The 23,210-nt window shown below is 74.6% G+C and carries 24 protein-coding genes; 17 read left to right on the forward strand and 7 right to left on the reverse strand.

Annotated elements, in window-relative coordinates; translation table 11 throughout:
* Positions 1-4: 4 nt before the first annotated feature.
* Together GA0070622_RS23335 and GA0070622_RS23340 are read left to right on the forward strand one after the other, a co-directional pair.
* A complete protein-coding gene (locus GA0070622_RS23335) occupies positions 5-625 on the forward strand; it encodes a hypothetical protein (protein WP_091583812.1) in 621 nt (206 codons plus the stop codon).
* A gap of 117 nt (positions 626-742) precedes the next feature.
* Positions 743-1,120, forward strand: a complete 378-nt coding sequence (locus GA0070622_RS23340) for a hypothetical protein (protein ID WP_091578667.1) — start codon at positions 743-745, stop codon at positions 1,118-1,120.
* A 9-nt stretch (positions 1,121-1,129) separates the two neighbouring features.
* Here the strand turns inward: GA0070622_RS23340 and GA0070622_RS23345 are convergent, their stop codons facing one another.
* Together GA0070622_RS23345 and GA0070622_RS23350 are read right to left on the reverse strand one after the other, a co-directional pair.
* Entirely contained in the window at positions 1,130-1,315 is a 186-nt protein-coding gene (locus GA0070622_RS23345; RefSeq protein ID WP_091578670.1) for a GTPase activator, read from the reverse strand.
* A gap of 64 nt (positions 1,316-1,379) precedes the next feature.
* Positions 1,380-2,270: a DUF72 domain-containing protein gene (locus tag GA0070622_RS23350; RefSeq protein ID WP_091578673.1), complete on the reverse strand. Its 891-nt coding sequence runs from the start codon at positions 2,268-2,270 to the stop codon at positions 1,380-1,382.
* 120 nt (positions 2,271-2,390) lie between these two features.
* Here GA0070622_RS23350 and GA0070622_RS23355 point away from each other — a divergent pair, with 120 nt between their 5' ends.
* From GA0070622_RS23355 to GA0070622_RS23365, 3 genes are all read left to right on the forward strand, one after another.
* Positions 2,391-2,897, forward strand: a complete 507-nt coding sequence (locus GA0070622_RS23355) for a DinB family protein (protein WP_091578675.1) — start codon at positions 2,391-2,393, stop codon at positions 2,895-2,897.
* An 81-nt stretch (positions 2,898-2,978) separates the two neighbouring features.
* Positions 2,979-3,833 (forward strand): hypothetical protein, encoded by an 855-nt coding sequence (locus GA0070622_RS32670; protein WP_091578677.1) that lies wholly within the window; start codon positions 2,979-2,981, stop codon positions 3,831-3,833.
* 23 nt (positions 3,834-3,856) lie between these two features.
* Positions 3,857-4,549 carry a Pr6Pr family membrane protein gene (locus tag GA0070622_RS23365; RefSeq protein ID WP_091578680.1) on the forward strand — a complete coding sequence of 231 codons (693 nt, stop codon included), beginning with the start codon at positions 3,857-3,859 and terminating at the stop codon, positions 4,547-4,549.
* 11 nt (positions 4,550-4,560) lie between these two features.
* Here the strand turns inward: GA0070622_RS23365 and GA0070622_RS23370 are convergent, their stop codons facing one another.
* Both GA0070622_RS23370 and GA0070622_RS23375 read right to left on the reverse strand, forming a co-directional pair.
* The gene (locus tag GA0070622_RS23370; RefSeq protein ID WP_091578682.1) at positions 4,561-6,645 is read right to left on the reverse strand and encodes an amylo-alpha-1,6-glucosidase; all 2,085 of its coding nucleotides are present in this window, start codon (positions 6,643-6,645) and stop codon (positions 4,561-4,563) included.
* A complete protein-coding gene (locus GA0070622_RS23375) occupies positions 6,642-7,025 on the reverse strand; it encodes an SCP2 sterol-binding domain-containing protein (protein WP_091578685.1) in 384 nt (127 codons plus the stop codon). Before GA0070622_RS23375 ends, GA0070622_RS23370 begins: the two co-directional genes overlap by 4 nt.
* 109 nt (positions 7,026-7,134) lie before the next feature.
* On the opposite strand from GA0070622_RS23375, the gene GA0070622_RS23380 reads away from it, so the two are divergent.
* The gene (locus GA0070622_RS23380) at positions 7,135-8,112 is read left to right on the forward strand and encodes a glycoside hydrolase family 88 protein (RefSeq protein WP_091578688.1); all 978 of its coding nucleotides are present in this window, start codon (positions 7,135-7,137) and stop codon (positions 8,110-8,112) included.
* Here GA0070622_RS23380 and GA0070622_RS23385 read toward each other — a convergent pair.
* Complete coding sequence (locus GA0070622_RS23385) at positions 8,099-8,605, reverse strand: mycothiol transferase (RefSeq protein ID WP_091578691.1); 507 nt, start codon at positions 8,603-8,605, stop codon at positions 8,099-8,101. The two genes, GA0070622_RS23380 and GA0070622_RS23385, sit on opposite strands and share 14 nt — an antisense overlap.
* Before the next feature lie 86 nt (positions 8,606-8,691).
* Between GA0070622_RS23385 and GA0070622_RS23390 the strand changes: the two genes are divergently transcribed.
* The 6 genes from GA0070622_RS23390 (at position 8,692) to pip (ending at position 14,100) form a co-directional block, all read left to right on the forward strand.
* Positions 8,692-9,207: a 2'-5' RNA ligase family protein gene (locus GA0070622_RS23390; RefSeq protein ID WP_091578693.1), complete on the forward strand. Its 516-nt coding sequence runs from the start codon at positions 8,692-8,694 to the stop codon at positions 9,205-9,207.
* 56 nt (positions 9,208-9,263) lie between these two features.
* Positions 9,264-10,091: an MEDS domain-containing protein gene (locus tag GA0070622_RS23395; RefSeq protein WP_091583817.1), complete on the forward strand. Its 828-nt coding sequence runs from the start codon at positions 9,264-9,266 to the stop codon at positions 10,089-10,091.
* Positions 10,088-11,050: an anti-sigma factor RsbA family regulatory protein gene (locus GA0070622_RS23400; RefSeq protein WP_091578696.1), complete on the forward strand. Its 963-nt coding sequence runs from the start codon at positions 10,088-10,090 to the stop codon at positions 11,048-11,050. Before GA0070622_RS23395 ends, GA0070622_RS23400 begins: the two co-directional genes overlap by 4 nt.
* Before the next feature lie 108 nt (positions 11,051-11,158).
* Positions 11,159-12,631, forward strand: a complete 1,473-nt coding sequence (locus GA0070622_RS23405; RefSeq protein WP_091578699.1) for a coiled-coil domain-containing protein — start codon at positions 11,159-11,161, stop codon at positions 12,629-12,631.
* Between the two features lie 95 nt (positions 12,632-12,726).
* Complete coding sequence (locus GA0070622_RS23410) at positions 12,727-13,101, forward strand: hypothetical protein (RefSeq protein WP_091578702.1); 375 nt, start codon at positions 12,727-12,729, stop codon at positions 13,099-13,101.
* A gap of 42 nt (positions 13,102-13,143) precedes the next feature.
* On the forward strand, positions 13,144-14,100 hold the full coding sequence (gene pip / locus GA0070622_RS23415; RefSeq protein ID WP_091578705.1) for a prolyl aminopeptidase: 957 nt from the start codon (positions 13,144-13,146) through the stop codon (positions 14,098-14,100).
* A 9-nt stretch (positions 14,101-14,109) separates the two neighbouring features.
* On the opposite strand, the gene GA0070622_RS23420 is transcribed toward pip, so the two are convergent.
* Entirely contained in the window at positions 14,110-14,865 is a 756-nt protein-coding gene (locus tag GA0070622_RS23420) for a hypothetical protein (RefSeq protein ID WP_091578708.1), read from the reverse strand.
* Between the two features lie 157 nt (positions 14,866-15,022).
* Here GA0070622_RS23420 and GA0070622_RS23425 point away from each other — a divergent pair, with 157 nt between their 5' ends.
* From GA0070622_RS23425 to GA0070622_RS23445, 5 genes are all read left to right on the forward strand, one after another.
* Positions 15,023-15,856, forward strand: a complete 834-nt coding sequence (locus tag GA0070622_RS23425) for a metallophosphoesterase family protein (protein ID WP_091578711.1) — start codon at positions 15,023-15,025, stop codon at positions 15,854-15,856.
* Positions 15,853-16,542 carry a 4'-phosphopantetheinyl transferase family protein gene (locus GA0070622_RS23430; protein WP_091578713.1) on the forward strand — a complete coding sequence of 230 codons (690 nt, stop codon included), beginning with the start codon at positions 15,853-15,855 and terminating at the stop codon, positions 16,540-16,542. Before GA0070622_RS23425 ends, GA0070622_RS23430 begins: the two co-directional genes overlap by 4 nt.
* Before the next feature lie 45 nt (positions 16,543-16,587).
* Entirely contained in the window at positions 16,588-18,849 is a 2,262-nt protein-coding gene (locus tag GA0070622_RS23435) for a catalase (RefSeq protein WP_091578716.1), read from the forward strand.
* 143 nt (positions 18,850-18,992) lie between these two features.
* Positions 18,993-20,669 carry a glycoside hydrolase family 99 protein gene (locus GA0070622_RS23440; protein ID WP_091578718.1) on the forward strand — a complete coding sequence of 559 codons (1,677 nt, stop codon included), beginning with the start codon at positions 18,993-18,995 and terminating at the stop codon, positions 20,667-20,669.
* 103 nt (positions 20,670-20,772) lie between these two features.
* Positions 20,773-22,146, forward strand: coding sequence for a glycosyl hydrolase family 18 protein (locus GA0070622_RS23445; RefSeq protein ID WP_091578720.1), 1,374 nt, complete (start codon positions 20,773-20,775; stop codon positions 22,144-22,146).
* A 49-nt stretch (positions 22,147-22,195) separates the two neighbouring features.
* Here GA0070622_RS23445 and GA0070622_RS23450 read toward each other — a convergent pair whose 3' ends face one another.
* Positions 22,196-23,173, reverse strand: a complete 978-nt coding sequence (locus tag GA0070622_RS23450; protein ID WP_091578722.1) for a DUF2804 domain-containing protein — start codon at positions 23,171-23,173, stop codon at positions 22,196-22,198.
* Positions 23,174-23,210 lie beyond the last annotated feature (37 nt).

Below are 23,210 nucleotides of genomic sequence, written 5' to 3' on the forward strand. Positions count from 1 at the left end.
TCTGATGTCCGAACGGCACACCACGCTGCGCTCGATGCACGACCTGGGCCTGGCGGCATGGTTCGGGGGCTCCCTGATGGGAGCGCTCGGCGTCAACGGCGCGGCGGCACGAATCGACGACTCGACCCAGCGGTTGCCGGTGGCCTCGGCCGGGTGGGCCCGCTGGACGCCGGTGAACGCGGCGGCGATCGGCGCGCACCTGGCCGGCGCGGTCGGCGAACTGGTCACCGAGAGCCCGCGGATGGCCCGACAGGCGGGGGTGGGAAAGGCCAGCGCGGTGAAGACCGGGCTGACCGTCGCCGCGCTGGCGGTGACCGGCTACAGCCGGCTGGTCGGCATGAAGCTGGAGAAGGCGGGCGGGCCGCCCGTCATGGGGACCACCGAGCCGCACCACCACACCCCGGCGAACGTCGCGGCCAACCAGCGGCAGATGAAGATGCTCCAGTGGGCGATCCCGGCGCTGACCGGCGCGCTGGTCGTGGTGACGGCGTACATGAGCGAGCAGCAGAAGCCGGGGCAGGTGTTCCGCGGCATGCTCAACCGGGCCGGCGGGATGCCGAAGAACCTCGGCAAGATGGCCGCCATGGGCGCGGCCGGGCGTTCCCTGGTCGGCGCGGCTCGCTGACCACCGCGCGGCCGGCGACCCACGTCGGGGCGGGCCGCCGGCCGCGCGGTGCGGGCCCCTACCCGACGTGTGCCGGACGACCGGCGCCGGGCGATCCAGGCAGGGTGAGGTGAGACCATGACGAACAGGGACGCCCCGGGCGAGGGGCGCGGGCCGGAGTCGGCCGCGCCGTGGGGCACCACCGACGGCTTCGACGCCGACCCGCCGTGGGGCGCGGGTGACCGCGACCCGATGGACGAGGGCAGTGAGGAGACCGCCGTACCCGAGGGCCGGCGCGGTGAGCGTCGCGCGGCCGGAGCCGGACCGGGCGGCCCGAAGGCGGGCCGGCACGGGTTCGGACCGGTCGAACCGACCCGGACGACCGAGGCGGGGCCGGGCGCGCCGCCCGATCCGGCCCCGTCGCGACGGACGTTCCCGGACGACCGGGCGGACGGCGACCTCGGCGACAACGCGCTGGAGGAGGCGACCGGGATGCGCCCGGAGACCCGCCCCTGAGCGTGACCGTCAGGAGCCGGTGCCGTCCTCACCCGGCCGGCCCGGCGCCGACGGCTCGTTGTCCGGCACCGGCGGGTCGGCCACCCGGTGCCCGGTGTCGTCCACCAGGTCCGGCGCCATGCTGCCGCCGTGCGCCTCCTCGGCCTCCCGGGTCGCCCGGGGGTCCCGGCCGGCCTCGTCGCGTCGTTCCTCCACGTGTCCCCCTCGCGTTCGTTCGTCGGCGACAGCGGCGGTACCCGGGGTCGGGGTGGGGAAACCTTCAGGCCCGCGCCGTGGCGGGGGCGACGTCGAGCAGGGCGGCGAGGCGGGCGGCGTCCCGTTGGGCCTGGTCGCCGCAGCAGTTGTTCATCAGCACGTGCAGCTCGGCGCTCTGGTCGGCCAGCTCGCGCAGCAGCACCGACCAGTGCCGCAGCTCCCGCTCGCCGTAGGCGTAACGGAACCGGTCCTGCTTGTCGCCGCTCTCCCAGGCGGTGCTGTGCCCGTGGAAGCGGATCACGGCCAGGTCGGTGGTGGCGACGAGGATCGGTGGCACCGAGGAGGCGTGCCCCTGCGGCATGTCCACACAGGCGTACCCGAGCCCGTTCTCGCGCAGGAACGTCACGGTGTCCACCACGGCGTCCTCGCTGAACCACGAGGAGTGTCGCAGCTCGACGGTGACCGGCCAGGGCCGGCACCGCCGCGCCGCGGCCAGGATCCGCCGCCGGGCCGCCTCGCCCCGGGCCAGCCAGGGCGGGAACTGCAACAGCACCGCGCCGAGCCGGTCGGCCGCCGCGAGCGGCGCCAGCGCCGCGTGGAACCGGTCCCACAGCTCGTCGTACGCCCCGGCGGGCAGGTCACGCCAGCGGACCCGGCTCGGCCCGCCGGCCGGCCGCAGATCCCGGGGCAGCGCGTCGACCGGGGTGTGGTGGCCGGTGAAGAGCCGGAACGCCTTGACGTCGAAGGTGAACCCGGGTGGGGTGGCGGCGGCCCACGCCGCGGTCGTCTCCGGGGCCGGCACCGCGTAGTACGAGGTGTCCACCTCGACCAGACCGAAGTGCTCCGCGTACCAGCCCAGCCGGCCGGCCGGCGTGTTGACCCCGCGCGGGTACCAGCCGGAGCGGACCAGCATCTGGTCGGCCCACGAGGACGTGCCCACCTTGATGACACCCATGTCATTCAGTTCACCGCCACCCGGACGGATCGGCAACCGGAGGCTCCGGTGTGGAGCCTCGGAACTGTCGGTGCGGGGTCGTACGGTGACGTCGGGTCGTCGATCGGAAGGGCGGGCGGCATGGACGTCAGCGACGAGGTTCTCACCGGGGAGCGGGCGGATCTGCTCGCCGCCCTGCGCCGGCACCGCGGTTTCCTGCGGCAGACGGTGGCCGGGCTCGACGACGAGCAGGCGGCGCGCCGGAGCACGGTCAGCGCGCTGTGCCTCGGCGGGATCGTCAAGCACGTGGCGATCACGGAGCGGATGTGGGCCCGCTTCGCGGTGGGCGGGGCCGAGGCCATGAGCAGCGAGCCGGTCGACTGGGCCGGCCAGTTCCGGATGGATCCGACCGACACGCTGGCCGGGCTGCTCGCCGAGTTCGACCGGGTGGCCGCCGGGACCGACGCCCTGGTCGCCACGCTCGACCTGGACGCGGCGCACGCCCTGCCCGACCAGCCGTGGTTCGAGCGCGGCGCCGCGTGGACGGTGCGCCGGGTGCTGCTGCACCTGGTCGCCGAGATCGCCCAGCACGCGGGCCACGCCGACATCATCCGGGAGTCCATCGACGGGGCGAAGACGATGGGTTGACCGCCGACGTGACCCACCTCACCGTCGTGGCACGGGCGATCGTGTGACACCGGGCCAGGTGGCGGCGCTGAGGGTCACGAGATGGACGCACCCCGCCTGGACCAGGAAACCGTCGAGCGGCTGCTCGTCGGTTCCGCCGACGGGCCGCTGGCGCTGACCCGTCTGCTCGACGCCGTCCGGGTCCCGCCCGGCACCGGCGAGGTCAGCGGTGAGACCGCCGCGGTCGCCGCGTTCCGGGAGGCGCGGGCCGGCGCGGTCGTGGCGGCCCGACCAGCCGACCGGCAGCCGATCGGCGTACCGCGCGCGGCCCGGCCGACCGGCGGGTCCCGGCCGGGCGACCGGTGGCGGGCGGCCCCCCGGGGCGACACCGGGCGCCGGCCCGCACGACGGTTCGCCGGGTTGCTCGGCGGCAAGCTCGCGGTCGCCGCCGTGCTCGCGTCCCTCGGCGGCGGCGTGGCACTGGCCGCCGCCACCGGGAGCCTGCCCGGGCCCGCCGGCGACCGGACGCCGGCGGGCGACGCCTCCGGCGGCAGCCGGCCCGTCGCCGGACCGCTCCCGACGACGAGCCCGGGCGACCGGACCGGCGAGCCGACGCCCTCGGCGGCCGACCCGCTCGCGTCGGCCCGGCTCTGCACCGCCTACCACCGGCTGGCGGAGCCGGAGCGCGAGCGCGCCCTGGACACCCCGGCGTTCGCCGGCCTGGTCGCCGCCGCCGGCGGCCCCCGCCGGGTGCCCGGCTACTGCGCCGACCTGCTCCCCGGGGCGGCCGGTCCCGACGAATCCCGCCCGCCCGTCGGCCCCGGACCACCGGGTCCCGCGGGCTCCGGGCCCCCGGGACCGGACGGCTCGGGCCCGCCGCCGCAGCCGACCACCGCTGGCGGCTCCGGCCGCCCGCTCGGCCCGGCCGGCCCGCCGACCGGCCGACGCCCGGGCTGACGACCGGCTGCTAACGTGCCCCGGTGACCCCCCGGCGTCGCCGACTGGCGATCCTCCTGCGCCTGGCCGTGGTGCTCGGCGTGGTGGCCGGCATCGTGCTGACCGCGCTCGGCCCGGCCACGATCACCGGCCTGCTGCCCTACTTCACCATCCAGAGCAACGTGGCGGTCGGCGTCTTCGCCGGCTACACCGCCTGGTGCGCGCTGCGCGACCGGCCGGAGCCGCCGAGCGTGCTCAAGGGCGCGGTGACGCTCTACATCACCATCACGGGCACGGTCTACCACCTGGTGCTGGCGAACCCGGCCAGCCCGTTCGCCATGGTCCAGCCGCACCGGGAGCCGGGCGAGTGGTGGGGCAACCAGTTCCTGCACACCGTGGTGCCGCTGCTCGCGATCGCCGACTGGGCGCTGTTCGACCGGCGCGGCCGACTGCGTCCCCGGTACGCCGCCTGGTGGCTGGTCTTCCCGCTGGCGTACCTCGGTTTCGCGCTGGTGCGCGGGCTGGTCGTGCACCGCTACCCGTACCCGTTCCTCGACGCGGGGCAGCTCGGCTACGACGGCGTCGGGGTGAGCGCGGTCGGGTTCGCCGTCGTGTTCTGGCTGTTGGGTCTGCTCTTCGTGGGCGTCGACCGGCTGCTCGTCCGACGCCGGGGCGCCGCACCGGAGCAGCCGACGCGGGAAGACCCGGCGCTACGGCAGCCCACCGCGTCCGGCTGAACTCCGACGGGTCAGGCGGCGCGCCGCACGCCCGCCTGGTCACCGACCCGGGCCCGCCGTCCGCTGCCCCGCTCCCGGCCGTACGAGTCGGTCCGGCCCCAGCGGCCCGGCACGTCGAGCAGCTCGATCCGGCCGTAGCCGGTCGGGATCGCGGGGTCGACCAGCAGGTTCTCCCCGCACGGACGCAGCCCGAGCATCGTCGACAGCAGCATCAGCAGGCCGCCGGAGGCCCACGACTGGGGGCGACCCGCCGCCGGCAACTGGACCGGGTACTTGGTGAGGGCGCGCGGGTAGCCGGCGATCACCTCCGGGACCGATCCGCCGAGCGTCTCGGCCGCGGCGAACACGCCGGCGGCGATCTGGGCCGCCTCCGCGTCGAAGCCGTACCGGCGCAGGCCGGCCGCGACGAGCGCGTTGTCCGACGGCCAGACCGCGCCGAGGTGCGCGCCGACCGGGTTGTACGGCCGCTGGCCGTCGGCGTAGGTGCGTACGCCCCAGCCGGAGAAGAGGTCCGGCCCGCACAGGTGCGCGGCCAGCGCGTCGGCCCGGTCCGGCTCGACGATGCCGCTCCACAGCAGGTGTCCGAGACCGGAGGTGAGCGCGTCGACCGGCTCGCCGTCCGGGGTGAGGGCCAGCGCGTAGTAGCCCCGGTGCGGCAGCCAGAAGTCCCGGTTGAACCGCTCGCGCAGGCGCGCCGCGTCGGCCTCCAGCTGCTCGGCGTACTCCGGGTCGTCCCAGAACTCCCGGGCCAGCCGGGCGCCCCGGACCCGCGCGTCGTACGCGTAGCCCTGGAGTTCGCACGTGGCCCGGGGGAACGGGGGCTCGACGCCGGTGCGGTCGACGATCGCGTCCGGCGAGTTCCGCCAGGTCTGGTTCGCCACCCCGTTGACCGTGTTGCGCGGCTGGTAGCGCAGGTAGCCGTCGCCGTACGGGTCGCCGTAGTCGGTCAGCCAGTCCAGCGCCATCCGGGCCGGGTGGCGCAGCTGCCGGACCAGGTCGGCGTCGCCGGTCCACCGCTCGTACTCGTCGAGCAGCACGACGAAGAGCGGGGTGGTGTCGGCCGCACCGTAGTAGAGGGCGGTGGGCTGCTCGTCGAACGCGGCCGCCTCGCCGTACCGCAGCTCGCTGAGGATCTTGCCGGGTTCCTCGTCGTGGTAGTCGTCGAGCTGGCCGCCCTGCAACAGCGCGAGCATGCGCAGCGTGGCCGGCGTCAGCTCGGGCGTGAACGCCAGCGTCTCCAGGCAGGTGACCAGGGCGTCGCGGCCGTAGAGCGTCATCGCCCAGGGCAACCCGCCGACCGGCACCCGGTCGGTGTACGCCAGCGGCGTGTAGCGCAGCGCGGCCAGGTCGGCCAACGCCTGCCGGTAGGCGGCGCCGAGGGCCGCCCGGTCGGCGACGAGGTGCGGCGCCTGGTCGAACCAGTGCCGCAGGTCGTCGCGCATGCCCTCGCGGACGTGCTGGCGGTGGGACTCGATGTCGGCGCGCAGGTCGCGTCCCCCGGCGCCGTGGATGACCATGCCGACGTGCAGGTCGGTCTGCCACTGGCCGTCCGGCTCGATGCGGATCCGGAACGTCATGCCGCGCCCGTCGACCTCCACCGGCGCGGTGCTGGAGACGTACGTCTCCCGGGTGAACCGGCCCCGCTCGTAGCGGATCCGCAGCTGGCGCCCGTCGGTGTCGGCGACGACGACCGGTTCGCGCGGCACGGGTCGCAGGATCTCGGCGGTGTCGGCGAAGTCGCTGCCGATCTCCATCCGCACGGTGAACTCGGCCGGCCGGGCGGAGTGGTTCAACACCGTGATCCGCTCGTCGAACGCCTCGTCGATGGAGCGGTGCCGGATGACCGAGACGTCCGCGTCGACGTAGTGGCTCGCGGTGCCGGGCACCAGCACGAAGCGGGTCTCGAAGTAGGTCAGGTCGTCGCGGGACAGCGCCTGCAACCGCTCGCCGTCGACGGTCAGCACCCAGTGCGAGAGGAACCGGGTGTCGAAGGAGAAGAGCCCGATCGGGGCGCACGGGTCGGCCTCCATGTCGCCCTGCGCGTCGCCCATCGCGAACGCGTTGCCGTTGAGGACGGAGACCAGTTCCTGTTTCATCGGGCGCCCACCCGGTAGGGAAAGCCGGCGACGTCCCGGGGGTGCCGGGCGTCGGGCGGGCCGGGGAAGAGCCGGCGTAGCGTCATGAGCAGCTTCAGGTTGCCCTGCACGGTGAGGTCGTTGCGCAGCAGCGCGGCGGCCAGGTGCAGCCGTCCGGCCGCGATCCGGTCGAAGACCTCCCGGTCGGCGCGGACCACCAGTTCCGCCTCCTCGGCCAGCCGGGCCACCTGGACGTCCTGCCGGTCGATGGTCAGATACCAGTGCTCGGTGTGCCCACCGTCCCGCAGGTCCAGGCGGATCGTGCCGGAGGTGGTCTCGGGCAGCTCCGGATGCCGGCCGGCCGCTCCTCGGGCCAGGTGCTCCGCGGCGGAGGCGCTCATCCGGTCCCCTTCCTCGTCGTGCCGTTCCCGCAGCGTCCCCGGGAGGCGGGTGAGGCGAACTCACCCGGTGCGGGTGAGTGGGGCGGCCGCGCGGGGTACCGGGACGGGCATGTGGACGACCGGGGACGCCACCGCCGACCGGGTGCTGCTCGCGCTGCTGACCATGCAGCGGGAGTCCTGGGAGCAGGGGATCACCGGCCAGGCGCTGCTCGACCTCGGGCTGCCGGAGGCGGCGGTGCTGGTCGCCGACGCGGCGGTGACCCGCCGGCGGCCGGACGGGCGGCTCGGCGAGTGGGCCGGCTCGGTGGGGGCGGTGAACGGCGCCGCGTGCGGCGAGGTGGTCCGGCACGCGGCCGTCGCGACCGGGGACCCGAGGTACGCCGCCGCGTTGGACGCGCAGCTCGACTGGCTCGCGCGCCGGGCGCCCCGGGCTGCCGACGGCACGCTGTTCCACCTGCTCGACGGCCGTCAGGTGTGGGCCGACACGGTCTACATGACGGTGCCGCTGCTGGCCCTGACCGGCCACACGGAGCTGGCCGCCGCACAGGTCACCGGGCACCGCCGGCGACTGCACGACCCCCGCACCGGCCTGTACGCGGCCCGCTGGGACGAGGACCGGGGCGAGCTGGACCGGCCGGAGCCCTGGGGCACCGGCAACGGCTGGGTGGTCGCCGGGATCGCCCGGGCGCTGCGCCCGGCGGCGGTCTGGCCGGCCGGGCTCCGCGCCGAGCTGGCCGGGCACGCCGAGGAGATGCTCACCGCCTGTCTGGCGTACCGGACCGACGACGGGCTCTTCCCCGACGTGCTCGACGACCCCGGCACGTTCCGCGAGGCGAACACGGCCCAACTGCTCGGGTACGCGGCACTGACCGGGGTGGCCGACGGCTGGCTGTCCCGCTCGTGGCTCGACGTGGGGGCGGACCTGCTGGCCGCCGCCGCCCGCCGCGTCGACGGGCCCGGACGGGTGACCGGGGTCAGCGGGGCGCCGGACTTCGCCGCGCCGGGCACCTCCCCCGAGGCACAGGCCTGTCACCTGCTCGGGCACGCCGCGCTGCGCCGCGCCCGGGACGCGGTCAGCGCCGGATGAGCCCGCGCACGTACGCGGCCTGACCGACGTGCTGGAGGTCGTCGTCGAGCACGCTGACCAGCCGTACGCCGAGGGTGACCGGCGGGTCCCAGTTGTCGTCCACGACCCGGTCCAGGTCGGCCGGCCCCAACCCGCGCAGGTAGGCCAGGCTGCGGTCCACCACCGCGCGGTGGTAGTCGCGCAGCACGCCGCCGTCGTCCGGGCGGACCGCCGCGATCTGCTCGGGGCCGTGGCCGTAGCCGGTGTCGTCCGGGTCGGGACGCAGGCCGCACCGCCGCGCCCAGTCGCCGCCGACCCAGAGCTGCTCCTTGCCCATCACGTCGGCGACGTGATGGTCCTGGATCCGGGTCAGGTGCCAGACCAGCCAGCCGACCGGGTTCGCCCCGTCCACCGGGGCCTGCCGCAACTGCTCCGGGCCGAGCCCGTCGAGCGCGCCGGCGACCAGGTCGGGCAGCCGCCCGTACCCCTCGGTCAGCAGATCGTTCACGTCCACGTGCCCTCACTCCCCCACCGTCTCGTACCGTCCCCCGGGCAGTACCGCCCAGCGGGCGGGGCAAACCTCCGCTCTAGGGTGATCGGGTGGTCGCGGCGCTGGAGCTGTATCTCGACACCGACGCCACCCGGCGGGTCCGGGTGCTGTGGGACCTGCTGGAGTCCGAGGGGGTGCCGAGCATGCGCTCGCTGCTGGCCCAGCGGCACCGCCCGCACGTCTCGCTGGCGGTCGCGCCCCGCCTGGACCCGCGGCAGGTGGCCGAGGCGCTCGCCGGGACGATGGTCGCCGCGCCGCTGCGGTTGGAGTTCCAGCATGCCGGCCAGTTCGTCGGACGCGTGCTGTGGCTCGGGCCGGCGCCCACGCCGGAGCTGCTGGCCCACCACGCGGACGTGCACGAGCGGCTGGCCCGGGCCGGGGTCGGCGTGGTGGAGCACTACCGGCCGGGTCGCTGGGTGCCGCACTGCACGCTCTCCATGCGGGTGCCGAACCCGCTGATGGGCGCCGCGGTGCGCCGCTGCCTGGAGATCCTGCCGCTGACCGCCACCGTGGTCGGCGCCGCGTTGACCGACCACGCCCGCGACATCTCCCACCCGCTGCCCTGACCGCGACGGCCGGCTGTCCGGCACGGGGCCTAGACTGGGCGGATGAGGTGGAGCCGGTGACCGGCGGGGACGCGACAGGACCCGGCTACGGTCACGGCTGCCTCGCCTACGCCGACCCGGCCGCGCTGCACGCGCTGGAGGTCGACCAGGTCACCGCCGGGCTCGCCGCGGGCGAACAGGTCTGGCTGGTCGGCCCGGAGGAGCCCGAGGTGACGGCCCGGCGGCTGACGACGGTGCCCGGGTTCACCGCCGCGCGGCGTCGCGGCGACGTGCGGCTGCTCGCCGTCGGCCAGGCCTACCGACATGACGAGGTGGTCGATCCCGGCACGCAGGTCCGGGCGTACGTGCGGGCCACCACCGAGGCGTTGACCGCCGGTTACACCGGCCTTCGGGTGGTGGCCGAGGCGACCGGCCTGGTGCGCACCGCCGCCCAGCGGGACGCCTTCGCCCGCTACGAGCACCGCATCGACCACTGGATGCGGCACCGGCCGATGTCGGCGGTCTGCGCGTACGACCGGCGGGTGCTGGGCGACGCGGCGATCGCCGAGCTGGCCTGCCTGCACGCGCAGACCAACGCCGAGGTGCTGTTCCGGCTGCACGCCGGCGGCGACGACGCGGCGGTGGCGCTCGGGGGCGAGCTGGACCCGTCCAACCACCTGCTCTTCGCCACCGCGTTGGAGCGGGCCGACCCGCGTCCGGAGGCGGGCCGGCTGGTGTTCGACGCGTCCCACCTGCACTTCGTCGACCACCGCAGCCTGCTGCGCCTGCGCGATCACGCCCGCCGCCACGACGCCGTCGCGGTGTTGCGCACCCGCCGCACGGCCCCGGCCCGGCTGGTGGAGCTGCTGGGCCTGACCGGGATCCGGGTCGAGGTGGTCCGATGAGGACCGGCGCGGCCGCCGGTCACACCGGCTACTTCCACGAGGCGCTCCTCTACGACTCCGACGACGAGTTGCTGGCCGTCGTCCTGCCGTTCCTGCGGGGCGGCGTCGAGGCGGGCGAACCCACGGTGGTGGGCCTGGGTGGGCGCAACGCCGACCTGGTCCGTCGGGCGTTGCCCACCGGCGCCGACGTCACGTTCCTGCCCGGCGGGGACGTCTACGCCCGGCCGACCGGCGCGATCCGCGCCTACCGCGAGCTGCTCGGCTCCCACGTGGCCGCCGGCGCCCCGCAGATCCGCATCGTCGGCGAGCTGCCGGCGGTTCTGTTCGGGGCGACCTGGGACGCGTGGGCGCGCTACGAGTCGGCGATCAACCACGCCTACGACGACTTCCCGCTGTGGAGCATGTGCGCCTACGACCGTCGGGTCGCGCCGCCGCACGTGCTGGCCGACGTGGCGCGGACGCATCCCCGGGTCGCCACCCCGGACGGTCGACACGAACCGACCGGTGTCTACACCGAGCCCGCGACCTACCTGTCCGAGTGCCGGCCCGCGCCGCTCGACCCGGTGCAGCACACGGTGCCGGAGGTCGAGCTGTCCGACCCGACGCCCGCCCGGGCCCGTGCGGCGGTCCGCGCCGCCGACCGGGGCCTGCTTCCGCCCGACGACCTCGACGACCTGGTGATGGCCGTCAGCGAGGTGGTGTGCAACGCGCTGCGGCACGGCACGACGCCGGTGTGCCTGCGCCTCTGGCGCGCCCCCGACCGGCTGGTGGTGGCCGTGCACGACCGTGGTCCCGGCCCCAAGGACCCGTACGCCGGGCTGCTGCCGGCGGGCGACGGGAGCGAGGGCGGCCTGGGCCTGTGGATCACCCACCAGAGCTGCGACCACGTGACGCACCACCGGGACGCGGACGGTTTCACCATCCGACTGACGGTCGGGAATCCCCACTTCCCGGTCTGACTCGCGGATCAGGGGGCGGGGCGGGGCGAGACGCGCGCGCGGACACGGTACCGTAGCGCCTCATCGTGCCCTGCGGCCTGGCGCTGGCGAACCGACGGAGGATGGCGCATGTCCAACGGTGAGGAACCGTTCGCACCCCACGACGACGTGTCCGCACGCCCCCGGTTCGACCCGGCGCTGCGCGGCTACGACAAGCGTCAGGTGGACCGGTACGTCGAGCAGATGGACGGCGAGGTGAACGCGCTGACCGCCGCCCGGGACCGGGCGTACGCGCAGGTGCGGGAGCTGACCGCGCAGGTGCAGCGGGCGCAGGCCGAGGCGGTCGAGCTGCGGGACCGCCCGACGGCGGTGGACCGGGCCTCGTTCCGCGACCTGGGGCCGATGGTCGACCAGATCCTCGACCTGGCCGAGAAGCAGGCCGGCCAGATCACCGAGATGGCCACCCGACGCGCGGAGGACCACCAGGCGCAGGCGGAGAAGGTGCTGACCGCCGCCCAGGAGCAGGCCGCCCGGGAACGGCGCGAGCTGGACGAGGAGCTGTCCGCCCGCCGGGCCGAGCAGGAGCGGGTGGACGAGGAGCGGCGGGCCACCGCGCAGGCGGAGCTGACCGCCGTGCGCGAGCTGGCGGAGAAGCTGCGCACCGAGGGCCAGGCCGCGCACGACCGGGCCCAGCAGGAGGCGAAGCGGCTCACCGAGCAGAGCGCCCAGCAGGTCGAGCAGGCCCGGTCCGCGTCCGAGGCGCTGGTGAAGGCCGCGCGTACCCAGATCCAGCAGGAGGTGCAGGCCACCCGCAGCAAGGCCCAGCAGGAGCTGGCCCAGTGGCAGGCCACCATGGCGCGGGAACTGGACGAGCGGCGGGCCGCGGCGGAACAGGAGCTGGCCGACCGGGCGAGCGCCGCCGAGCGGGACATCGCCGCCCTGGTCGCCGAGGCCCAGCAGTACGCCACCGAGGTGCGGGAGCGGGCCGACGAGGAGACCGCGGCGCACCAGGAGCAGCTCGCCACCGTGCAGCGGGAGGTCCAGCAGCGGCAGGAGGCGCTGGCCCGGCTCACGTCCGAGCTGGAGACCGTCGGCGCGCAGTTGGAGGAGACCCGCGGCGAGATCGCCGCGATCGAGCGGGCCGGCGCGGAGCTGGAGGAGCGGCTGGTCGGCGTACGCCGGGACCTGGCCGCCGAGACCAAGCGGCTGGACGAGGCGCGACGCGCGGCGGAGCTGGCCGAGCAGCACGCCAAGGAGACCCGGGCCCGGGTGCAGCGGGAGGCCAAGCGGGTCGCCGACCTGGCCGCGGCGGCGGTGATGGCGGCCGCCGCGGGCGGCGGGGAGACCGCCGAGTACCCGCAGGTGGGCGCGCGTCCGGCCGCCGCCCCGGCGGCGGCGTCCGAGCCGGCGCCGGCGGCGCGCGTCGACGCCGATCGGGCCGAGACGGACCCGGGCGACACCGATCGGCCGACCGCCGAGCCCTTCATCGAGCGGCTGGACGGGCCGAGCTTCGACGCCTTCGCGGTGCGGACGCCGGCGCCGCGCCCGGTGCCGGAGGCGGAGACCACCGGTCCGGAGACCGGGGTGCGTGCCCCGGCCTGAGCGGGACACCGGACCTTGCCACCATCCTTTGCCATATGCAAATATCTGCATCGATGTGTAGGGCAGGACTCGATCCTTCACGGGGGTTGGTGGACATGCGAAAAGCATCCTCGATCGGCGCGGCCGTCGTCTTGACCGTCGCCGCGTCGGGTGTCGCGGTGGTCGGCGCCGCCGCACCGGCCAGCGCGAGTTGCAGTCACTCGCACTCCAACGTCGACCCGAAGTTCGGCCAGCTCTTCAACGCCACCAACGTCAACATCCGCACCGGCCCGCACACCACCTGCGGCTCCCTCGGCTACGGCCAGCTGAGCCACAGCGTCGACTTCCACTGCTTCGCCAGCGGCGACCGGGTCAGCGCGAACGGTCACACCACCTACACCTGGACCTATCTGCGGGACACCACCACCGGCGTCTCCGGCTGGGTCGCCGATGCCCTGCTCGACAACCTCGGCGGCAACGTCGCCTGCTGACCGGTCCGTGCGGCGCGGGCCGGGCGGGCAGAATCAGCGGGCATGACCGGAGTCGGCCTGCACCCGCCCGTCGAGCCCTACGCCACCCACCGCCTGCCGGCCGGTGACGGCCACGTCCTGCACGTGGAGGAGGTGGGGCGGCCGGACGGCGTACCGGTGGTCTTCCTGCACGGCGGGCCGGGCGGCGGCCTGGTGCCGGCGGCCCGGCGGTTCTTCGACCCGGCGCGCTACCGGGCGGTCCTGTTCGACCAGCGCGGCGCGGGTCGCAGCACCCCGTTCGGCGGGCTCGCGGCCAACACCACCTGGCACCTGGTGGCCGACCTGGAGACGATCCGGCGGCACCTCGGGATCGCCTCCTGGATGGTCTTCGGTGGGTCGTGGGGGGCCACGCTCGGGCTGGCCTACGCACAGACCCACCCGGAGCGGGTGACCGGTCTGGTGCTGCGCGGCGTGCTGCTGCTGCGCCGTAGCGAGCGGGAGTGGTTCTACCAGGGCGGCCTGCGCCACCTGCAACCCGAGGAGTGGGACCGGTTCGTCGCCCCGATCCCGCCGACCGAGCGGGACGACGTGCTGGCCGCCTACCACCGGCGGCTGCACGGCCCGGACCAGGCGCAGGGCCGGGCCTGCGCCCGGGCCTGGGGGCGGTGGGAGGCGGTCAACTCGTCGCTGCGGCCCGACCCGGAGCTGCTCGCCCACCTCACCGCCGACGGGCAGGCGCTGCCGATCGCCCGGATCCTGTCCCACTACGCGTTGCACGGCGGCTTCCTCGCCGAGGGGCAACTGCTCGACGGGGTGGACCGGATCCGCCACCTGCCCGCCGTGATCGTCAACGGCCGGTACGACCTGTGCTGCCCGCCGGTGTCCGCGTACGACCTGGCCCGGCGGTGGCCGGAGGCGGAGCTGCGGATCGTGCCGGACGCCGGGCACTCGGCGGCGGAGCCGGGCATCGCCCGGGAGCTGCTGCGCGCCACCGACCGGGTCGCCGACCTCGTCGGCTGAGCCGGCACGTCATCGGGCCAGCAGGTCGCGGATCGGCTCGCCGATGGCCGGATCGACCGGGAAGCGGGACTCCAGCCAGTGGAGCATCGCCCGGGCGGCGGCGCGGTTGTGCCGGTAGCCGGGCACCAGTTCGGCCAGGGGCAGCACCTCCGGCGGGTACGCCTGCTCGACCCGGCGGCTCGGGTCGAACGGGTCCCGCCGATGCGCGGCCGGCGCGGTGAGGCGCAGCAGGGCCAACGCCCGGTCCACCGCGTACGTCTGGATGAACCGCGCCGCGGTGAGCCGCTCGCCGCGCAGTTCGCGGTGCAGGCCGACGTACAGGTTGGTGAGCGCCTCGTTGAGGTGGAACTCGACCGTGTCGTACGGGGTGGGCGCGCCGGCCGGCGCGCCGGCGGCGGCGAGGCCGGGCGGCGCGTCGGGGCGCTGCCAGACCACCCGCGCCCCGGTGAACGGGAGCCGGGCCAGCTCGGCCACGGTGAAGATCGCGTACTCGACGAAGATGCCGTCGGCGTAGCGCGCCTTGCGGCCGTTGCGCTCGTTGGCGAAGCTGTACGCCACCGGGCAGGGCGCGCTCAGCCAGTCGGTGTCCTCGGCGTAGCGGGCCACCGCACCGTCCGCGACGACCAGGAAGAAGTCGAGGTCGGAGTGGTCGTCGAGCCGGTCGTGGTCCACCCCGGCCGAGCCGAGGCCGAGCAGCGCCACGGCGTCCGGCCGGGTGGCGAGGTGGGTGGCGAGGTCGTCGAGCCGACGCAGCATCGGGTGCATGCCGTCGCCCCTTCCGTGAAGAGTCGACGTTTCATCCCGCTCGGCCCTGCACGCCGCCGGGGTCGCGACACCGATGCCGCCCATTGTGCGTCGGACCCCCGACACCGTGCCACCCGGAGCCTGGTCATCGGGCGGTGCCGCTGGCAAGATCGACCGGGTGACGGGTGCGCTCTACGCGGTCAGTGACCTCCACGTGTCGTACGCGGAGAACCGGGCCGTGGTGGACGGCCTGCGGCCGGAGACGGCGGACGACTGGCTGATCGTCGCCGGTGACGTCGGCGAGGTGTTCGCCGACGTCGAGCGGACGCTGCGGCTGCTGCGCGACCGGTTCGCCACGGTCATCTGGGCGCCCGGCAACCACGAGCTGTGGACCCACCCCACCGACCCGGTGACGCTGCGCGGGGTGGCGCGCTACGAGGCGCTCGTCGGGATGTGCCGCGACCTCGGCGTGCTCACCCCGGAGGACGACTTCCCGGTGTTCCGGGGCGTCGGCGGGCCGGTCACCGTGGCGCCGCTGTTCGTGCTCTACGACTACTCCTTCCGCGCCCCCGGCACCGCCACGAAGGAGGACTCGCTGGCCGCCGCCTACGCCGCCGGCGTGGTGTGCACCGACGAGATGCTGCTGCACCCCGACCCGTACCCGGACCGGGAGTCCTGGTGCCGGGCCCGGCTGGCGGTGACCGAGCGGCGGCTGGCCGCCACCGACCCGACGCTGCCGACGGTGCTGGTCAGCCACTGGCCGCTGGTCCGCCAGCCCACCGAGGTGCTCTGGTACCCGGAGTTCGCCCAGTGGTGCGGCACCGACCGCACCGCCGACTGGCACGTGCGGCACCGGGCGGCCGTCGCGGTCTACGGGCACCTGCACATCCCGCGCACCACCCGGTACGACGGGGTGCGCTTCGAGGAGGTGTCGCTGGGCTACCCGCGCGAGTGGGGGCGGCGGGGCGGCGAGCCCCGGCCGATGCGACGCGTCCTCGGCGACGACACGTGATCGAGGCGCTGCTGCCGGCGGGGACCGTCGCGGTCGAGGCGTACGCCGACGTGCCCGGCGAGCCGCCGTACCCCGGCGAGGAGGACCTGGTCGCCCGCGCGGTGGACGGCCGCCGCCGGGAGTTCGTCACCGCCCGGCGCTGCGCGCGGGAGGCGCTGGCCGAGCTCGGGTACGCGCCGGCGCCGATCCGCCCCGGCCCGCGACGGGAGCCGATCTGGCCGGCCGGGGTGGTGGGCAGCATCACCCACTGCGCCGGCTACCGGGCCGCGGCGGTGGCCGCGGGCGCCTCGCTCGCCGGGTTGGGCATCGACGCCGAACCGCACGAGCCGCTGCCCGACGGGGTCGCGGGCGCGGTCACCGCCGCCGGCGAGCCGGAGCACCTGGGCGGACTGTGGGCCGCCCACCCGACGGTGCACTGGGACCGGCTGCTGTTCAGCGCCAAGGAGTCGGTCTATAAGGCGTGGTACCCGTTGACCGGGCGCTGGCTCGGCTTCGAGGACGCGGAGCTGACCATCGATCCGGCCGGCCGGTTCGTCGCCCGGGTGCTGGTCGACGGCGTCCGCACCGACGGCGGCCCGCCCCTGCACGCGCTCCACGGTCGCTGGCTGGTCGCGCGCGGACTGGTGGTGACCGCCGTCGCGGTGTCCGCCGGTTCGTCCTTGTTTGCCCGGCCCGACCCGGGGTAGGGCCCTGAGGACCTGGTCATTTCGCCGCAGGGAGGACAGGTCCTGATGGATTCCAGCAAGCCCGCCCAGGTCGTCAAGGGTGTCGTCGAAGCCGCCGTCGAGAAGGTCGGCGACGCGCTGACCCCGGACGTGCCGGGCGCGCCGGGCAGCGCGCCGCCGTCGCTCGACGAGCCCACCGCGCCGCACGGCCCGCTGCCGCCCAAGGACGAGCAGGGCGCACCGGACACCCGCACCCCGACCGGCGCCGAGACCGGCGTCCCGAAGATCGCCAAGGGGCAGCAGGGGGCGTATCTCACCACCGCCAACGGCGCGCGACTGCGCGACACCGACCACTCGCTGAAGGCCGGCCCCCGCGGTCCGGTGCTGTTGCAGGACCACCACCTGCGCGAAAAGATCATGCACTTCGACCACGAGCGGATCCCGGAGCGGGTGGTGCACGCCCGGGGCGCCGGCGCGCACGGCGTCTTCGTCGCCAACGGCGCCGCCGAGGAGGTCACCCGCGCCGGGTTCCTGAAGAAGGGCCGGGAGACGCCGGTCTTCGTCCGCTTCTCCACCGTGCTGGGCTCGCGCGGGTCGGCCGACACGGTGCGCGACACCCGGGGCTTCGCCACCAAGTTCTACACCGACGAGGGCACGTTCGACCTGGTCGGCAACAACATGCCGGTCTTCTTCATCCAGGACGCGATCAAGTTTCCGGACATCATCCACGCCGGCAAGCCGCACCCGGACCGGGAGATCCCACAGGCGCAGAGCGCGCACGACACGTTCTGGGACTTCGTCTCGCTGCACACCGAGGCGCAGCACCACACCATCTGGAACATGTCCGACCGGGGCATCCCGCGGTCCTACCGGACCATGGAGGGCTTCGGCGTGCACACCTTCCGCCTGGTGAACGAAGCCGGCGCGACGGTGCTGGTCAAGTTCCACTGGAAGCCGAAGCTCGGCGTGCACTCGCTGGAGTGGGAGGAGGCGCAGCTGATCAACGGGATCGACCCGGACTTCCACCGCCGCGACCTCTACGACGCCATCGAGGCCGGCGCGTACCCGGAGTGGGAGCTGGGCATCCAGGTCTTCCCGGACACCCCGGAGGAGACGTTCGCCGGGATCGACCTGCTCGACCCGACGAAGATCGTGCCGGAGGAGCTGGCGCCGGTGCAGCCGATCGGCCGGCTCACGCTCAACCGGACCCCGCGCAACTTCTTCGCCGAGACCGAGCAGGTGGCGTTCCACGTGGGCCACCTGCCGCCCGGCATCGACGTCACCAACGACCCGCTGTTGCAGGGCCGGCTCTTCTCGTACCTGGACACGCAGCTGACCCGGCTGGGCGGGCCGAACTTCACCCAGATCCCGATCAACCGGCCGCACGCCGACGTCAACGACATGCTCCGCGACGGTTTCCACCAGCAGGCGGTGCACGCCGGGGTGGCGCCGTACCGGCCGAACTCGCTCGACGGCGGCAACCCGTTCCCGGCCGGCGACCGCGAGCACGCGTTCGTGGACGTCCCGGTGACCGTGGCCGAGGCGCCCAAGGTCCGGGCCGCGCCGGCGTCCTTCGACGACCACTACAGCCAGGTCCGGCTCTTCTGGGCGAGCATGTCGCCGGTGGAGAAGGAGCACATCGTCCGGGCGTACACGTTCGAGCTGGGCAAGTGCTACCACCAGGCGATCAAGGAGCGGCAGCTGCAGAGCCTGGCCAACATCGACCCGGTGCTGTGCGAGCAGGTCGCCACCGGTCTGGGCCTGCCCGCGCCGCAGCCCACCGTGCCGCTGGCGGAGGTGCAGCCCAGCCCGGCGCTGTCCCAGGTCGGCCGGGAGTGGCCGGCCGACGGTCGGATGGTCGGCATCGTGGTCGACGCCGACGGCGACCTGGACGACGTCGCCGAGGTCCAGCGTGCGGTGTTCGCCGCCGGCATGGTGCCGCTGCTGATCGCCGCGCACGGCGGCACGGTCGGCGGGCTGCCGGTGCAGCGCACGTTCGCCACCGCCCGCTCGGTCGAGTTCGACGCGGTCCTGCTGGCCGGCGCCCCGGCGCCGGCGCCGGACGCGCTGCCGGCCCGCGACGCCAAGGCCGGCGCGACGGGTTCATCCACCGTCGACCCGCGGGTGCTGCTGCTGGTCGAGGAGGCGTGGCGGCACGCCAAGGCGATCGGCGCGTGGGGCGCCGGCGCGGAGGCGCTGCGGCAGGCCGGCGTGGCCGGTTCGCCCGGCGTGGTCACCGAGGGCTCCGGCGCGGAGGTGCTCACCGCCGTGCAGGGGCTGATGGCGGCACACCGGGTCTGGGAGCGGTTCCCGGCCTCGGTCGCCTGACCGACGCAGCGACGAGGGGCGGTCCGCCACGGGCGGGCTGCCCCTCACCGTTTCTTTCATTGACCTGTCTCAGTATTGCAGCATGACATCGCTCACTGCCATGATGACCGTCGATTTCTTCCCTCTTCCGAAGGAACGGTCCCATGGCGCCCTCCCGCCGCACCCTGATCCGGTCCGCGCTCGCCGGATCCGCGCTCGCCGCACTCCCCGACCTCGCGCTCTCCCCCGCTCCGGCCGCCGCCGCCAGCCCGCCGGGCGACGTGGTCGGGAAGGTCACCGTCGGCTACCAGGGCTGGTTCACCTGTCCGGGTGACGGCGCCCCGATCGGCGGTTGGTGGCACTGGAGTCGGGACCGGTTCCAGTCCCCCTCACCGGCCAACACGACCATCGTCTCCTGGCCGGACATGCGCGAGTACGACCGCGGCTACGCCACCGCGTACCCCAACCGCGGTGACGGCCGACCGGCCACGCTCTTCTCCTCCTACGACCAGCAGACCGTGGACACCCACTTCCGCTGGATGCGGGAGCACGGCTGCGACACCGCCGCGCTGCAACGGTTCAACCCGTTCGGCGACGAGGGGCCGACCCGCGACGCCATGGCGGCGAAGGTCCGGTCGGCGGCCGAACGCTTCGGCCGCACGTTCTACGTCATGTACGACGTCACCGGCTGGACGGCCATGCAGTCGCAGCTCAAGGAGGACTGGGCCACCCGGATGTCGGCGCACACCGCGTCACCGGCGTACGCCCGGCAGAACGGCCGGCCGGTCGTCTGCGTGTGGGGATTCGGCTTCGCCGACGACGGCCGCCCCTTCGCCCCCGCCGCCTGCCTGGACGTGGTGCGGTGGCTCAGGGCGCAGGGCTGCTACGTGATCGGCGGGGTGCCCACCTACTGGCGGCAGGGGATCAACGACTCCCGGCCCGGCTTCGGCGACGTCTACCGCGCGTTCGACATGCTGTCGCCGTGGATGGTCGGGCGCACCGGCACGCTCGACGGGCTGGACTGGTTCCACGACAACGTCAACGTCCCCGACCTGGCCGACTGCGCCGCCCACGGCATCGACTACCAGCCCTGCGTGATGCCCGGCGACCTGTCCGCCGGGCACCGGCGGCACGGCGACTTCTACTGGCGACACCTGTACAACATGGTGCGGCTGGGCGCCCAGGGTCTCTACGTGTCGATGTTCGACGAGTTCAACGAGGGCAACCAGATCGCCAAGACGAGCGAGACCGGCGCGACCACCCCGGCGGGTGTGGGGATCCGGACCCTCGACGAGGACGGCACCGCCTGCTCGGCCGACTACTATCTGCGGATCACCGCCGACGGTGGCCGGATGCTCAAGGGACAGTTGGCGCTCACCGCGACGCGCCCCACCCCGCCGGTGGTCGGGGGTGGGCAGCCACCCGCCGGCGACCTGGCGGCCGGCCGGCCGGCGACCGCGAGCAGCCAGCAGAACGGCCCGTACGGCGCCGGCAACGTCGTCGACGGCGACCGGGGCAGCTACTGGGAGTCGGCGAACGGCGCATTTCCCCAGTGGTGGCAGGTCGACCTGGGCGCGAGCCACCCGGTCACCCGCCTGGTGCTCGCGCTGCCGCCCGGGTGGGAGAGCCGGACCCAGACGCTGTCCGTGCAGGGCAGCGTCGACGGCACCGACTTCGCCACGCTCACCGGGCCGACCGGCGTCCGCTTCGACCCGGCGACCGGCAACGAGGCGACGGTGACGTTCTCCGCCACCTCCGTCCGCCACCTGCGGGTGCGGTTCACCGCCAACACCGGCTGGCCGGCGGGGCAGCTCGCGCGCCTGTCCGCGTACGCCGGGTAGTTCATCGACGTACATCGTTGACGGCTTAGTTAATACTCTTTAATATTTGATCCACCTCGAGGAAGACCCCCTGTCCACCCCCGTCCCCCGGGAAGGCCCCTCGATGCCCAGACCCCACCTCCGGCGCCGCCTCGCCGCCGGTGCGCTCGCGCTGGCCACCACCACCGCCACCCTCACCCTCGCCCCGTCCGCCGCCGAGGCGGTCGTGCTGCCGAACAACTTCAAGAGTGTCGGCTACCTGCCGTCGTGGAGCGGCAGCGTCAACACCGTCCAGTACGGCAAGCTCACCCACGTCAACTACGCCTTCGTGCTGCCCAACGGCGACGGCAGCCTGCGCGCGGTGGAGAACCCGAGCAAGCTCTCCTCGCTGGTCTCGCTCGGGCACGCCAACAACGTGAAGGTCTCCATCGCGATCGGCGGCTGGAACGACGGCGACGACTCCGCGTTCGAGGCGCTCGCCGCCACCTCCGGCGCCCGCGGCGCGTTCGTGAACAACGTGGTCGCCTTCGTCAACCAGTACAACCTCGACGGCGTCGACATCGACTGGGAGTATCCCGACCCGGGGACGTCGGCCAACAACTACACGCTGCTGATGCAACAGCTCGGCAGCGCCCTGCACAGCCGGGGCAAGCTGCTCACCGCCGCGGTGGTCGCCGAGGGCTACTACGTCACCGGCGTCCCGACCGCCGTCTTCGGCTCGGTCGACTGGCTCAACATCATGGCGTACGACGGCGGCAGCCCGCACGCCAACTACGACTGGTCGATCGCCGCGGTCAACGGGTGGAAGGCACGCGGCCTGCCGGCGGCCAAGGCGGTGCTCGGCGTGCCGTTCTACAGCCGGCCCGGCTACTACACCTACGCCGCGCTGGTCGGAATGGACCCGGCCAACGCCAACCGGGACTGCACCACCGCCGGTGGCGCGCAGCAGTGCTACAACGGCGTACCGACCGTCAGGCGCAAGACGCAGTGGGCCATGGCGAACGCCGGCGGCATGATGAACTGGGAGCTGTCGCAGGACACCACCGGCTCGACCTCGCTGGTCGGCGCGATCTACGACACGGCCACCGGCGGCGGCACGCCACCGGAGTCCGGGCGCACCGGGCCGATCACCGGCATCGCCGGCAAGTGCGTCGACGTCGCCGCCGCGGGCACCGCCAACGGCACCGCGATCCAGCTCTACGGCTGCAACGGCACCGCCGCGCAGAACTGGACCGTGGCCGGCGACGGCACGCTGCGGGCGCTGGGCAAGTGCCTCGACGTGACCAGCGCCGGCACCGCGAACGGCACGAAGATCCAGCTCTGGGACTGCAACGGCACCGCCGCCCAGGTCTGGCAGGCGCAGAGCAACGGCACGCTGCGCAACCCGGTGTCCAACCGGTGCCTGGACGCCACCGGCAACAGCTCCGCCGACGGCACCCGGCTGCAGATCTGGGACTGCTTCGGCGGCGCCAACCAGGTCTGGCGGCTGCCGGCCTGACCGCCCGACACGTCCCCTCCGCACCGCGCCGGTGCGGCGGGGACGCCCGTCACCAGCGGTTGCGCGCCTCCTCGGCCCAGCCGGTCAGGCCGTCGAGGTCGACGCGCTCGCCGTCGTCGGTGGCCGCCCAGCCGGTGAAGTGCCCGAAGCACTGGTGCGTCTCCCCGGCCAGCACGAGCAGGTTGGTGCGCGCCACCCGCTCGTGGAACGGGTGGAACGTGACGTCCACCCGGTCGCCGGTGATCCGCCACGGCCGCAGCCAGTCGGACCGGTCGTAGCGCCAGGTGAGATCGGCGCCGATCTTGTGCAGCCGGCCGTCGACGAAGACCGCGTTCTCGGTCGAACCGGTGCCGTCGGTCCACTTCCCGCCGAGCTGGATCGCGCGACCCGGGCCGCAGCCGGCCGCCCAGTTCCAGCGCACCGCGTACGGCCACTTGCCGCGCCCGTGGTCGAGCACCGCGAACGAGTCGGCGCCGACCGGGTGGTCCGTGCCGTCGATGCGGATCGAGCCCCGCACCGGACGGCCGACGTCCTTGACCGTGTACTGGAACCGGCGGGTGCTCCACGGCACCACCACGCCGAGCGACTCGTGCCCCGGCGGCAGCGGCACCACCAGGTCGACCTCGACGCCGGGGGCCGTGGCCCGCACGGTGCTGCCGTCGACCCCCTGGTCGATGCCGATGGTCAGCCCGCCACCGCGGGCCCGGATCCGGCCGGCGCCGCTGACCGGCGGGAACTCCGTGCCCCGGGCGAACGGCACGACCGCCTCGGCGACGGTCTCCCGGCGGGTGCGCCGGTCGAGCAGGTAGAGGCTCTGCACGCCGGCGTAGTCCAGCGAGGACGCGACCAGACCGAGGACGTGTGTCGGAGTGACCACGCCCCAGTGCTCCCACCGCTTGGCCCGACCCCAGCCGCGCAGGTGGGACCGGTGCAGGGGGCGCCGGCTCCAGCCGACCGCCGCCGGGTTCAGCCGGCCGTCCGGCCGGCACAGGTCGACCGGCTCGGTGATCTCCCGCTCGTGCGTCATCGCCGCAGGCTACCGGGCGGCCCGGCGGATCGGCGTC

Origin of the sequence: Micromonospora sediminicola, from assembly GCF_900089585.1 — a bacterium.
GTDB lineage: Bacteria > Actinomycetota > Actinomycetes > Mycobacteriales > Micromonosporaceae > Micromonospora > Micromonospora sediminicola.

Bases quoted from the DNA above. Each gene is read 5' to 3' on its own strand.
- GA0070622_RS23335 (WP_091583812.1), top strand. From the start codon at position 5: ATGTCCGAACGGCACACCACGCTGCGCTCGATGCACGACCTGGGCCTG.
- GA0070622_RS23340 (WP_091578667.1), top strand. From the start codon at position 743: ATGACGAACAGGGACGCCCCGGGCGAGGGGCGCGGGCCGGAGTCGGCC.
- GA0070622_RS23350 (WP_091578673.1), bottom strand. From the start codon at position 2,270: ATGGGTGTCATCAAGGTGGGCACGTCCTCGTGGGCCGACCAGATGCTG.
- GA0070622_RS23355 (WP_091578675.1), top strand. From the start codon at position 2,391: ATGGACGTCAGCGACGAGGTTCTCACCGGGGAGCGGGCGGATCTGCTC.
- GA0070622_RS32670 (WP_091578677.1), top strand. From the start codon at position 2,979: ATGGACGCACCCCGCCTGGACCAGGAAACCGTCGAGCGGCTGCTCGTC.
- GA0070622_RS23370 (WP_091578682.1), bottom strand. From the start codon at position 6,645: ATGAAACAGGAACTGGTCTCCGTCCTCAACGGCAACGCGTTCGCGATG.
- GA0070622_RS23375 (WP_091578685.1), bottom strand. From the start codon at position 7,025: ATGAGCGCCTCCGCCGCGGAGCACCTGGCCCGAGGAGCGGCCGGCCGG.
- GA0070622_RS23380 (WP_091578688.1), top strand. From the start codon at position 7,135: ATGTGGACGACCGGGGACGCCACCGCCGACCGGGTGCTGCTCGCGCTG.
- GA0070622_RS23400 (WP_091578696.1), top strand. From the start codon at position 10,088: ATGAGGACCGGCGCGGCCGCCGGTCACACCGGCTACTTCCACGAGGCG.
- GA0070622_RS23405 (WP_091578699.1), top strand. From the start codon at position 11,159: ATGTCCAACGGTGAGGAACCGTTCGCACCCCACGACGACGTGTCCGCA.
- GA0070622_RS23410 (WP_091578702.1), top strand. From the start codon at position 12,727: ATGCGAAAAGCATCCTCGATCGGCGCGGCCGTCGTCTTGACCGTCGCC.
- pip (WP_091578705.1), top strand. From the start codon at position 13,144: ATGACCGGAGTCGGCCTGCACCCGCCCGTCGAGCCCTACGCCACCCAC.
- GA0070622_RS23420 (WP_091578708.1), bottom strand. From the start codon at position 14,865: ATGCACCCGATGCTGCGTCGGCTCGACGACCTCGCCACCCACCTCGCC.
- GA0070622_RS23435 (WP_091578716.1), top strand. From the start codon at position 16,588: ATGGATTCCAGCAAGCCCGCCCAGGTCGTCAAGGGTGTCGTCGAAGCC.
- GA0070622_RS23440 (WP_091578718.1), top strand. From the start codon at position 18,993: ATGGCGCCCTCCCGCCGCACCCTGATCCGGTCCGCGCTCGCCGGATCC.
- GA0070622_RS23445 (WP_091578720.1), top strand. From the start codon at position 20,773: ATGCCCAGACCCCACCTCCGGCGCCGCCTCGCCGCCGGTGCGCTCGCG.
- GA0070622_RS23450 (WP_091578722.1), bottom strand. From the start codon at position 23,173: ATGACGCACGAGCGGGAGATCACCGAGCCGGTCGACCTGTGCCGGCCG.